Origin of the sequence: Micromonospora sp. NPDC050187 (genome assembly GCF_044459745.1) — a bacterium.
In the GTDB taxonomy this organism is placed as follows: domain Bacteria; phylum Actinomycetota; class Actinomycetes; order Mycobacteriales; family Micromonosporaceae; genus Micromonospora.
Map to the genome: position 1 here is coordinate 72,650 of NZ_JBITJH010000001.1, position 11,752 is coordinate 84,401.

At 73.2% G+C, this 11,752-nt stretch carries 8 protein-coding genes; 5 read left to right on the forward strand and 3 right to left on the reverse strand.

Annotated elements, in window-relative coordinates; all coding sequences use genetic code 11:
* Nucleotides 1-21: 21 nt before the first annotated feature.
* From ACIBJE_RS00365 to ACIBJE_RS00380, 4 genes are all read left to right on the forward strand, one after another.
* Entirely contained in the window at nucleotides 22-360 is a 339-nt protein-coding gene (locus tag ACIBJE_RS00365; protein ID WP_176738715.1) for a P-II family nitrogen regulator, read from the forward strand.
* Nucleotides 361-373: 13 nt separating this feature from the next.
* Entirely contained in the window at nucleotides 374-2,698 is a 2,325-nt protein-coding gene (locus ACIBJE_RS00370; RefSeq protein ID WP_396741199.1) for a [protein-PII] uridylyltransferase, read from the forward strand.
* A gap of 263 nt (nucleotides 2,699-2,961) precedes the next feature.
* Nucleotides 2,962-4,518: a signal recognition particle protein gene (gene ffh / locus ACIBJE_RS00375; protein WP_396741201.1), complete on the forward strand. Its 1,557-nt coding sequence runs from the start codon at nucleotides 2,962-2,964 to the stop codon at nucleotides 4,516-4,518.
* A gap of 122 nt (nucleotides 4,519-4,640) precedes the next feature.
* Nucleotides 4,641-4,763 carry a hypothetical protein gene (locus ACIBJE_RS00380; protein ID WP_396741203.1) on the forward strand — a complete coding sequence of 41 codons (123 nt, stop codon included), beginning with the start codon at nucleotides 4,641-4,643 and terminating at the stop codon, nucleotides 4,761-4,763.
* A gap of 60 nt (nucleotides 4,764-4,823) precedes the next feature.
* On the opposite strand, the gene ACIBJE_RS00385 is transcribed toward ACIBJE_RS00380, so the two are convergent.
* Nucleotides 4,824-8,369: a S8 family serine peptidase gene (locus ACIBJE_RS00385; RefSeq protein WP_396741205.1), complete on the reverse strand. Its 3,546-nt coding sequence runs from the start codon at nucleotides 8,367-8,369 to the stop codon at nucleotides 4,824-4,826.
* 272 nt (nucleotides 8,370-8,641) lie between these two features.
* Here ACIBJE_RS00385 and ACIBJE_RS00390 point away from each other — a divergent pair, with 272 nt between their 5' ends.
* Nucleotides 8,642-9,721 (forward strand): amidohydrolase family protein, encoded by a 1,080-nt coding sequence (locus ACIBJE_RS00390; protein ID WP_396741207.1) that lies wholly within the window; start codon nucleotides 8,642-8,644, stop codon nucleotides 9,719-9,721.
* A 34-nt stretch (nucleotides 9,722-9,755) separates the two neighbouring features.
* On the opposite strand, the gene ACIBJE_RS00395 is transcribed toward ACIBJE_RS00390, so the two are convergent.
* Both ACIBJE_RS00395 and ACIBJE_RS00400 read right to left on the reverse strand, forming a co-directional pair.
* Complete coding sequence (locus ACIBJE_RS00395; RefSeq protein WP_396741209.1) at nucleotides 9,756-10,436, reverse strand: TetR family transcriptional regulator; 681 nt, start codon at nucleotides 10,434-10,436, stop codon at nucleotides 9,756-9,758.
* Nucleotides 10,437-10,525: 89 nt separating this feature from the next.
* On the reverse strand, nucleotides 10,526-11,701 hold the full coding sequence (locus ACIBJE_RS00400; protein WP_396741211.1) for a PP2C family protein-serine/threonine phosphatase: 1,176 nt from the start codon (nucleotides 11,699-11,701) through the stop codon (nucleotides 10,526-10,528).
* Nucleotides 11,702-11,752 lie beyond the last annotated feature (51 nt).

Below are 11,752 nucleotides of genomic sequence, written 5' to 3' on the forward strand. Positions count from 1 at the left end.
TCTGCGATGGAAGGGTTGGACATGAAGCTGGTGACCGCGGTCATCAAGCCGTATCAGCTGGACGCGGTGAAGGAGGCCCTGCACGCCCTCGGCGTGGCCGGCCTGACCGTCAGCGAGGTCCAGGGTTACGGCCGGCAGAAGGGGCACACCGAGGTCTACCGGGGTGCCGAGTACACCGTCGAGTTCCTGCCCAAGATCCGGGTCGAGGTGCTCACCGACGAGATCGACGTCGAGAAGGTCGTGGACGCCATCGTCGGCGCCGCCCGGACCGGCAAGATCGGCGACGGCAAGGTCTGGGTGACCGCCGTCGAGGAGGTCGTCCGCGTCCGTACCGGCGAGCGCGGCCTCGACGCCCTCTGATCGCCGAGCCACGATGACCCCGCCGAACGCACCGGATCCGACCGCCGCCCCCGGCGGCCCGGTTCCCGCGGTCGGCGGGGTCGTCGGCGTCGGCGAGGCCGCCCGGCGTGACCGGGCCGAGCAGCACGACCGGTGGCTGCGCACCCTGCTGCCCGAGCGGGCGGGCGTCGCGCTGGTCGCCGTCGGCGGTCTCGGTCGCCGGCAGTGCGCACCCCACGGCGACCTCGACCTGGTGCTGGTGCACACCGGCGTGCCCGGCATCGACGACCTGGCCGCCTCGATCTGGTATCCGGTCTGGGACGCCGGGGTGCGGCTGGACCACTCGGTACGCACCGTCGGCGAGGCGCTCTCGGTGGCCCTGGACGACGTCAAGGTCTCCCTGGGCCTGCTCGACGCCCGGTACGTCGCCGGGGACCGGGCCGTCGCCGACGAGCTGGTGCGCACCGCCGCCGACCAGTGGCGGCGTACCGCCGTCCGTCAGCTCCCCGCGCTGCGGGAGGTCACCGAAAGCCGCTGGCAGACCCACGGCGAGCTGGCCTTCCTGCTGGAGGGGGACCTCAAGGAGGCGGCCGGCGGGCTGCGCGACGTGGGCATCCTGCGGGCCATCGCCACCGCCGGGCTCACCGACGCGCTGCGCCCGGCGGTCCGGGCCGCCCACCTGCGGCTGCTGGACACCCGGGACGCCCTGCACCAGCAGGTCGGCCGGCGGGTCGACCGGCTGCTCGCGCAGGCACGCGCCGGAGTCGCCGCGCTGCTCGGTCTGCGTCAGCCCGCACCCGCCCCGCCCCCGGGGGCCGCCGTCGGCGACGGGGACGCCCTGCTGCGCCGGGTCGCCGGGGACGCCCGCACGGTCAGCCACGCGCTCGACGACGCCTGGCGGGCCGCCGACCGGCTGCGCGTCCGGCGACGACGGGGCGCCGACGGACGGCCGGTGCGCCGTCCGGTCGCCCGGGACGTGGTCGAGCACGACGGTGAGCTGGTGCTCGCCCGTACCGCCATCGGGGCCCGCCCCGACCCGGTTCTCTCCCTCCGGGTCGCCGCCGCCGCGGCGACCACCCGGCTGCCGATCGCCCGCGCCACCTGCGAGTGGCTCGCGGCGTACTGCCCGCCGCTGCCGTCGCCCTGGCCGGCGGAGGCCCGCGCCGCGCTGGTCACCCTGCTCGGGGCCGGTCCGGGCCTGGTCGCCGCCTGGGAGACCTGCGACCGGTACGGACTGGTCGACGCCTGGCTGCCCGAGTGGCCCCGGCTGCGCAGCCTGCCGCAGCACAACCCGGTGCACCGGTACACCGTCGACCGGCACCTGGTCCAGGCCGCCGCCGAGGCGAGCCGGTTCGCCCGCGAGGTGGACCGCCCCGACCTGCTGCTGCTCGGCGCGTTCCTGCACGACATCGGCAAGGGGCTGCCGGGCGACGGTGCCGACGGCCCCGTCGTCGCCGACCACAGCGTGCTCGGCGCACCGTTGGCCGAGGCGGTGGCGACCCGGGTCGGGCTGCCCCCGGCCGAGGTGGTGCTGATCGGCACGCTGGTCCGGCTGCACCTGCTCCTGCCGGACGTGGCCACCCGGCGGGACCTGGACGACCCGGTGACCATCACCCAGGTCGCCGAGGCGGTCGGCGACGTGGCCACCCTCGACCTGCTGCACGCCCTGGTCCGGGCGGACGCGGCGGCCACCGGACCGGGCGCCTGGTCGGACTGGAAGGGACGCCTCGTCGCCGGCCTCGTCGGCCGGGTTCGTACCGCGCTGGACACCGGTGCCCTGCCCGCACCACCCGCCCCGGATCCGGCGCTGCTGGCGGAGCCGCTGCCGGTCGTCCACCTGACCGCCGACACGGTGGCGGTGGCCGCGGCGGACCGGCGGGGCCTGCTCGCGACCGTGGCCGGCTGCCTGGCCCTGCACCGGCTGGAGGTGGTCGCCGCCGACGCCGCCACGGTCGACGGCCGGGCCCTGGTCACCTGCCGGGTCCAGCCTCGCTACGGGCTGCCGCCGGATCCGGTTGCGCTCGCCGCCGACCTGCGCCGCGCCGTGGCCGGCGACGTCTCGGTCATCCAGCGGCTGCGGGGCCGGGCCCTGGCCGCCCGCGCCGGTGGCGCCGCCCCCCGGGTGGTCTGGCACCGGGACGCCGCGACCGACGCCGTGGTGCTGGAGCTACGGGCGGCCGACGCGGCGGGACTGCTCTACCGGGTGACCAGCGCGCTGGACGCGGCCGGCGTCGAGGTGCGGGCGGCCCGCATCTCCACCCTCGGCGGGGACGTGGTGGACGCCTTCTACCTGGTCGGCACCGGCCCGGACGACGACACCCGCGCCCACCTGGAGGCCACCGTCCTCGCCGCCGTGTGAGGCGACTACGCCGGAGGTTGGTTGCGGTGCGGCTGGCTGCGCCGTGCGGTGGTGGGTGGTGGGTGGTTGCGGTGGCGGGTGGTTGCAGGGGCACCTTGTTACCGCATTTTGATGAGGAAGGGCCCCCTGCAACCACCTCGACGCGGTGCGCACGTGCCCGGCCGGAGGCGTGGCTGTCGGCGGCGGGCTACGCTAAACGTTGGTCGGACCCTGTTGCCCGGCCGGGTCGTGCCCGCCGTAACACTGACAAACGGGATGTTCGCGTGTTTGACACCTTGAGTGACCGCCTCTCCGGGATCTTCACCAAGCTCCGCGGCAAGGGTCGGCTCACCGACGCCGACATCGACGCCACCGCGCGCGAGATCCGGCTGGCGCTGCTGGAGGCCGACGTCGCGCTGCCGGTGGTCAAGGGCTTCATCGCGAACGTCAAGGAGCGGGCGCGCAGCGTCGAGGTCTCCCAGGCGCTCAACCCGGCCCAGCAGATCATCAAGATCGTCAACGAGGAGCTGATCGCCGTCCTCGGCGGCGAGGGGCGGCGGCTCCAGTTCGCCAAGCAGCCGCCGACCGTGATCATGCTGGCCGGTCTCCAGGGCTCCGGCAAGACCACCCTCGCCGGCAAGCTGGCCCGCTGGCTCAAGGCCCAGGGGCACCAGCCGCTGCTGGTCGCCGCCGACCTCCAGCGCCCCAACGCCGTCGGGCAGCTCCAGGTTCTCGGCGGTCGGGCCGGTGTCGAGGTGTACGCTCCGGAGCCCGGCAACGGCACCGGTGACCCGGTGCAGGTGGCGCGGGCCTCGATCGAGCACGCGAAGCGGGCCGCCCGGGACGTCGTCATCGTCGACACCGCCGGCCGGCTCGGTATCGACGCCGAGATGATGCAGCAGGCCGCCGACATCCGGGACGCGGTCGACCCCGACGAGGTCATCTTCGTCATCGACGCGATGGTCGGTCAGGACGCCGTCCGCACCGCCGAGGCATTCCGGGACGGCGTCGGTATCACCGGTGTCGTGCTGTCGAAGCTCGACGGCGACGCCCGGGGCGGTGCCGCGCTGTCCGTCCGGGAGGTCACCGGGCAGCCGATCCTGTTCGCCTCCACCGGCGAGAAGCTGGAGGACTTCGACGTCTTCCACCCGGACCGGATGGCCAGCCGCATCCTCGGCATGGGCGACGTCCTCACTCTGATCGAGCAGGCCGAGCAGGCCTTCGACACCGATCAGAAGGAGAAGATGACCGCCAAGCTGATGGGCGGCGAGCAGTTCACCCTGGAGGACTTCCTCGACCAGCTCATCGCGGTCCGCCGGATGGGCCCGATCGCCAACGTGCTGGCCATGATGCCCGGCATGGGGCAGATGAAGGACCAGCTCGCCGAGCTGGACGACAAGCACTTCGACCGGGTCACCGCGATCATCCGGTCGATGACCCCGGCCGAGCGCACCACCCCGAAGATCATCAACGGTTCCCGGCGGGCCCGGATCGCCAACGGTTCCGGGGTCACCGTGATGGACGTCAACCAGCTGCTCAACCGCTTCGCCGACGCGCAGAAGATGATGAAGCAGATGGGCGGCATGATGGGGCTGCCCGGCGCGGGCCGGCGCAAGGCCACCAAGAGCCCGAAGAACAAGCGCAAGGGCACCAAGGGCGGCAACCGGCCGCGTACCGGTGCCGGCGCCGGGATGCCCGGTGGCTTCCCGGGTGGCATGCCCCAGCTCCCGCCGGGGATGAACCCGAACGACCTGGGTGGGCCGGGTGGGCTGCCGCCGGGCTTCAAGCTCCCGAAGATCGACTTCAACAAGTTCGGCAAGGGCGACGGCAAGCAGGGCTGACCAGCGTGTCGACAGCTTAGGGTGATCCGATGGACGCGTAGACTGCGGCGCCCATCCTGCCCGAGCGGTCGGAGTGGACGGTCGACGACCTCGACGACCTGCCGAAGGACCTTCCGTGCGAGTTGGTCAACGAGGCGGTCACCCACACCGACGACGTCTTCGTCACCGAACGCCCGTGGAAGGTCTCGGTCGACCTGCCGGCGCTGACCGCCCGGCGGCGGGCGGTGTTGGAGCGGGGGGCCTGATCCGCGTACGACGACGTGGGGCCCGGCCTTCCGGCCGGGCCCCACTTGCCTCATCTCAGGTCAGACGCCGAGGTCCGGGCGGTTGGTCACCCGGAGGGCGTTGACGATCGGCTGGCCGTAGCCGGCGTGCGTGACGAACCGGACGTTGAGCTGCCCGTCGGTCACCTGGACGGTGTACGTGCGGTTCAACGCGGCGTAGCTGCCGACCTCACCGGCCACGTCCAGCGAGGGCAGCACCTCCTGGCCCTCCAGCAGCACGTCGAAGACGCGCTTGTCCGGCCGCTGCTGCTTGACCTCGGCGAAGTCCAGCTCGACGGTGTACCAGCCGTCGGCGAGCCCGTCGACCCGGTACTCGTACATCCCCTCGCGCTGGGTGGCGAAGCGGGCCGGGTCGTTGGTGCCGGTGATCTTCGTGCTGGTGGTCCGGCGGCTCGAGGTGCCGAGGTAACCCGCCTTGCCGGCGGAGTACGCCTGGTCGGGCGACCAGGTCTGCCCCTCGACGTCGGTCCGGCCGGCGGTGCCCCCGGCGTCGATGGCCAGCGTGTAGCTCGGCACGACCAGGGTGACCGGCAGGACGATCACCGGCTTCCGGCCGCTGGCCGAGCTGATCTGCACCTTCGCCTGGTGGTGGCTGCCGGGGGCCAGCCCGGCGGTGCGGATCGTCACCCCGACGGTGTGCCGGCCGCCGGCCGCCACGGTGGCGGTGGTGCCGGACAACTCCAGCCAGCCGAGGTCCGCCGGGAACCCGTCGGCGTCCAGTTCGGTGACCGTGACGTCGGTGCCGAGCGCCCCGGTGTTGCTCAGGGCGATCGACCGGCTGCGGGTCTGCCCGGCCGGAGCGGTGGCCGTGAGGCTGCTGGCGTTGGCGCCGATCCGGGCGGTGCGCAGCGCCGCCGACCGGGTCTCCAGCGCGCCGGCGGCCAGGGTGGTCGTGGCGTTGGAGGTCTCGTAGTTCGGCTGGGCCAGGCTCAGCTCGACCGCGCCGGCCGGGGCCTGGATCAGGTACCGGCCGCTGGCGTCCGAGGTGTCGCTGACCGTGGCGTCGCCGACCGTGGCGGTGACCGTCGCCCCGGTCAGCGGCAGCCCGTCGTTGGCGTCGGTGAGCACGCCGGAGAGGACGCCGGTGCGGGTGGTGCGGAACGCGATGGCGGTGCCGTCGGCGACCGCGCCGGTGTTGAAGGAGTAGAGGAAGCCGGCGGTGCCGTCGGCGTTCTCCAGGCCGATGGTGGCCCCGGTGCCGGTCTCGTCGCCGGTGCCGGCGATGTCCTTGTACCGGTAGACGACCGAGCCGTCCTCGCCGATCGTGGCGCTGAACGTCAGCCGCTGGCTGCGGTTGGCGTAGATCGCCACGTTGCGCCACTCCACGGTGAAGGTCCGGCGCGGGGCGCTGCCGCCGACCGTGGTGTAGATCGCCGAGTCGGTCTCGACGTAGAGGTCGTCCCAGAACGGGAAGAGGGCGAGGTTCGGGGCGACCGTGCTGGGAATCGTGGTGTTGACCCGGTTGGTGGAGGAGGTGCCGAAGCCCAGCACACCGTTGGTGCTGACCCAGGCGTCCTTGTACGACTTTCCGTACAGCGGCACCCGGAAGGGCAGGGAGATCGGCGTGGCCCGGTCGTCGCCGGTGACGTTCACCAGCTCGGTGCCGGGGGTGAAGGTGCCGCCGGCCGCGCCGCAGGCGTACCCGAAGCTGTCCACCCGGTCGGGCAGGGCGACGTCCAGGTCCGTGTCGGCGTCGACCGTCGTCGACCGGGTGACCGCGTCCGCGCACCGGTAGGCGTGCGTGAAGCGCACCTCGTAGCTGCCCTGCGGGACGGTCACCGAGTAGTTGCCCTGCTCGTCGGCGGTGGCGGTGAGCGGGGTGTTCAGCACGCTGACGGTAGCGCCCGTCGCCGGTCCGGCCGAGGTGCTCACCGTGCCGCTGAGCGTGGCCGAGGGGGCCTGCTCGACGACGACGTCCTTGCTGACCGTCTGGTTCTCGGTGACCGTCACCTGCCCGGTGGCGGTGACGTAGCCGAACTTGCTGACCGTCACGGTGTAGTCGCCGACCATGAGCCGGTCGAACCCGTACGACCCGTCGGCGGCGGTGGCACCGGTGCGGGTCATCGGGCCGGTCACGGCCACGGTGGCCCCGGCGAGCGGCGCGCCACCGGAGGTGACGTGGCCGTCCACGGTGCCGAGCGCGCCGCGCGGGGTCGCGTCGACCGCCGCGTACGCGTCGAGCCGGCCCTCACCGAAGACGTTGTTCTTCGCGACGGTGCCGCCGCAGGTGAGGGCGTCCACGTCGATGGCGGTCTGGTCCAGGATGGCCCGGGTGGCGGCGATGTCCCCGTGGATGGCGGGGGAGGCCGACCACATCAGCGCCACCGTGGCGGCGGTGTGCGGCGAGGCCATCGAGGTGCCGCTGAACGAGCCGTAGCCGGTGCGGGTGGACGAGCGGACGTTCGCACCCGGAGCGGCGATGTTCGGCTTGATCTCGCCGTTCTCGCCGGTGCCCCGGCTGGAGAAGCTGGCGATCGCGTTGTTCACGTCGAACGCGCCGGAGCTGTAGCTGATCGAGTACATGCCGGGGCTGCCCGAGGTGTTGCAGCCGGGCCCGCTGTTGCCGTTGGAGAACGCCGGGAAGATGCCGGCGGCCACCCAGGCCGAGACGGTCTCGGCGTACCACGGGTCGTAGGTGGTGTTGCCCCACGAGTTGTTGATCACGTCCGGCGCGAGGTCCGGGCGGGGGTTCGCGCCGTTGATGTCGGTCGGGGCGAGCATCCACTGCCCGGAGGCCAGCAGCGAGGTCCGCGAGCAGGAGCTGGACTCGCAGCCCTTGGCGGCGATCCACTTCGCGTTCGGGGCGACGCCGACGACGTTCTCGCCGTCCAGCCCGACCATGCTCCCCATGGTGTGGCTGCCGTGGTCGTTGTTGTCGCAGGGCTCGTCGGCGCTGCACGAGCCGGACGGGTCGAACCAGTTGTAGTTGTGGTCGTAGCTGCCGTCGGCGCTGCGGCCCCGGTAACTGGCGTTGAGGGCGGGGTGCAGGTAGTTGACACCGGTGTCGATCCCGCCGATGACGACGCCCTCGCCCCGGACGCCCAGCTCGTTCCAGACCTGCGGGGCGTTGATCCGGTCGATGTTCCACTCGATGCCGTTCACCGTCGCGAGGGTCTGGCCCGGGAGCGGCTCGGGGATGCTCACCGGGTCGTCGGCGACGATCTCCCGTACGTCGCCGTGCGTGGCCAGCTCCTCGAGGAGCTTGGCGTCGCCGGTGACCTTGATGGTGTTGACCAGCCAGAAGGGCGTGAACTCGGCCCCCCGCTTGGTCAGCAGGCTACGGAGTCCGGCCTGGCTGCGCTCGGCGTGGGCGGTCTTGGCCCGCAGCACGGCGGCGCCCTTCTCCGCCTTGGTGCGCAGCTTCGCCGTGGTGGTCAGGTCGGCCTGGCTGTCGAGGAAGACCCAGAAGGCCGACTTGCCGGTGTCGGCGATCCGCTTGGTGACCTTCTTGTCGACCTTGGCGGCCACCGCCCGCGCGGTTCCGGCCTGGTCCGGCGCGGCCGAGGCGGGGTGCCCGACGGCACCGACGGGGATGGTCAGGCCGACCGCGAGACCGAGCACTGCCACACGCCATCTTCGTGGTGACACGGTTGTGACACTCCTTTGTGAGGCGAGGAGAAGAGGCCCGGGTGCCCCGGGATCCATCGGTGCATCTTGATCCCGCGTGTCCTCTACATCAAGGCAGGCTTAAATAAATAAATCTGTCAATCGACCGTTCGTGTTGCGCTGCGTGTTTGATTCGTTACGGATGTGACAGGTGGCGGGAGGGTGGTCCGCGACCCCCGGCGCGGCGGGGAAGAATGGCTCCGACCGCCCGCTACCGGTAAGACGGAGGACGAATGGCCTGGCACGTACGCGGCGTGGTGCTCCCCGACGACGAGGAGCGCGACCTGTGGCTGGTGGGGGACCGGGTGACCTTCGAGCCGGTCGCCGGCGCGGAGACGATCGCCGACGGCGGGTGGATCCTGCCCGGCCTGGTCGACGCGCACTGTCACATCGGCATCGTCCGGGGCGGCGCGCCGGTCGGCTCGCTGGAGCAGGCGCGGGAACTGGCCATCGTCGACCGGGACGCCGGGGTGCTGGCCATCCGCGACGCCGGTTCGCCGTATCCGTACCCGGAACTCGACGACGACCCCGACCTGCCGCGACTGGCGCGCGCCGGCCGGCACATCGCCCCGCCCCGGCGCTACCTGCGGGACATCGGGGTGGAGGTGCCCGCGGCCGAGGTGGCCGCGACCGTGGCCGCGCAGGCCCGCGCCGGCAACGGTTGGGTCAAGCTGGTCGGCGACTGGATCGACCGGGGCGTCGGGGATCTCGCGCCGGCCTGGGACGCGGCGACCATGACCGCAGCGGTCGAGGCCGCGCACGCCGCCGGGGTGCGTGCCGCAGTGCACACCTTCTCCGAGGAGGCCGTGGCGATCATGGTGCGGGCCGGGGTGGACTCGGTGGAGCACGGCACCGGCCTCGGCGTCGACCTGGTCGACGAGATGGCCCGGCGCGGGACCGCCCTGGTGCCCACCATGATCAACATTCAGACCTTCGGCCGGATCGCCGACCAGGCGCGGGAGAAGTTCCCCGGATACGCCGACCACATGCTCGCCCTGCGGGACGGCTTCCCCGACGTGGTCCGGGCCGCGTACGAGGCCGGTGTGCCGATCTACGTCGGCACCGACGCGGGCGGCGGCATCGACCACGGGCTGGCCGCCGACGAGATGCTGCTGTTGCACGAGCGGGCCGGGATGTCCCCGGCGGACGTGCTCGCCGCCGCCTCCTGGGGCGGGCGGGCCTGGCTCGGCTTCGGCGGACTCACCGAGGGTGGCCCCGCCGATCTGGTCGTCTACCCCGAGGACCCGCGCCGCGACCTGCGTGTCGTGCGCGCCCCCACCCGCGTCGTCCTCCGGGGCCGCCCGCTCCGCTGAACCTGCGGAGACACGGAGTCCTCCCGGCCGGCGCTCAGGAAGCCGGCGGGGCGACCCGCCGGGCGCCCGTGACCTCGTGGCCGACCGCCGGGGTGGGCACGGCGGCCGGAATGGGAACGGCGGTCGGGGTGGTGGCGGAGAGAAGGTGGAGGGCCAGGTTCGTCAGGTGCCGCGCGGTCCGGTCGGGAGGTGCCTGCGGCAGCACGATGTGGCTGACCACCAGGCGGACGACCGCGTCGGCGGCGAAGGCCAGGGCCGCCGGGTCGGCCTCCGGCAGCCGGTGGCCGGCCCATTCCAGCAACGCGTCCGTCGCCTCGTCGAGCACCAGCTCCGCGCGGGTGGTCAGGTAGGGCAGCAGCGCGTCCGAGCCGCCGCGAGCACTGGTCAGGATCGCCTTGATCAACGGGTTCCCGGCCGCCTCGGTGAGGGTGTGCGCGATCGCCGCGTACGCCCCGGCCCGCACGTCGTCGCCGTGCCGGCGCAGCGCCGCCCGGACGTCCGCGACGAACCGGTCGACCTCGCGGCGGGCGAGCGCCTCGGCCAGCCCCGCCTTGCTGCCGAACTCGTTGTAGACGGTCTGCCGGCTCACCCCCGCCGCGTTCGCCACGCTGCCCATGCGGACGCCGTCCCAGCCGACGGCGACGGTCTGCGCGCGGGCGGCGTCGACGATCGTGTCGCGCAGCCGCTGTCGCGCGGTGTCCCGGATTCCGTCCATCCGGCCGAAGTCTACGGTCGCGCACCGGCCGGGTCGCCGCGCTCGTGCGGTACGGGGGCACGTGGTCGCAGCGGGCGCGTGGGGACGCGTCAGCCCAGCCAACGGGCCATCAACACGGTGGCGTCGTCGGTCAGCTCGTCGTTCTGGTAGTCGAGGATGGCGTGCACGAGCCGGCGGGTGGTCTCCGGGGCGGGCAGGCCGTCGGCCAGGGCCCGGACGGCGAAGTCGACCAGCCGGTCCACGCCGAACGGCTCACCGTCGGCCGAGCGTGCCTCGACGATCCCGTCGGTGTAGAGCAGCACGTCGTCGCCGGGCTGCAGGTCCTCCTCGACCACCCGTGGAGCTTGCAGATCGCCCAGGGTCATCGGCAGCGCGGTCGGTGTCGGCAGGACCCGCACCACCCTGCCGCCGCGCAGCACCAGCCCGCTCGGATGCCCGGCCGAGATCACCCGTAGCCGCCCGGTGCCCTGGTCCAGCTCGGCCAGGACCGCCGTGATCATCCCGGCCCGGTCGTGGGCCCGGACCGCCCGGTCGATGTGGTGGTACGTCTCGATCAGCGGCAGCGCGGCGCGCCGGGCGTTGCGGTACGCGGCCAGCGCGATCGAGGCGAGCACGGCGGCCCGCAGGCCGCCCTGCGAGCCGTGGCCGACCGCGTCGAGGAGCGCCAGGTGGGCCAGGTCACCGTTGACCGCGTAGTCGAAGGCGTCCCCGCCCACCTCGTAGCAGGGCTCCAGCAGTCCGCTGATCACCAGCCGTTCGGTGGCGAAGGTCAGCGGCGGGAGCTGGGCGCGCAGCAGCTCGGCGGGCAGCTGCATCGGCGCGCGTCGCCGGACCAGCTCCAGGGTGTCACCGTAGAGGCCCCGGGTGATCAGCAGCTCGGCCATCAGGGTGGCGAAGATCCGCAGATCGTCGTGGCGCGCCTCGTCGTAGCCGCCGGCACTGACCACCTCCAGCACCCCGAGTCGCTCGGCGCCGTCCAGCAGGGGAATCCAGAGCGACATCCCGTCCGGGCCGGGGACCTCGTGGTCGGCCAGCGTGCTGAACGTCCGTCCGGCGACCGTGCCCGAGATCGGCACCGGTTGGCGGGCCGGGGGGAGCGTGCCGGTGAGCGGCACCAGCCACCGCTGCTGGTGGTCGACGAGGTGGAGCAGCACCGCGTTCGCGTCCAGCAGCGGCGCGACCCGCATCACCAGCTCCGGCAGGTCCTCCGGGCGGGTACGGTGCGACGCGCGCAGCATCTGGCGCATCGCCTCGGCAAGGTCCACCGTCCGCCTTCCGTTCTCCGCGTCGCCGGCCCGGGTCGTTCGTCCGGTTTT

Excerpts from the sequence above, each read along its gene's own strand:
- ACIBJE_RS00390 (WP_396741207.1), top strand. The coding sequence starts at position 8,642 with ATGGCCTGGCACGTACGCGGCGTGGTGCTCCCCGACGACGAGGAGCGC.
- ACIBJE_RS00370 (WP_396741199.1), top strand. The coding sequence starts at position 374 with ATGACCCCGCCGAACGCACCGGATCCGACCGCCGCCCCCGGCGGCCCG.
- ACIBJE_RS00365 (WP_176738715.1), top strand. The coding sequence starts at position 22 with ATGAAGCTGGTGACCGCGGTCATCAAGCCGTATCAGCTGGACGCGGTG.
- ACIBJE_RS00395 (WP_396741209.1), bottom strand. The coding sequence starts at position 10,436 with ATGGACGGAATCCGGGACACCGCGCGACAGCGGCTGCGCGACACGATC.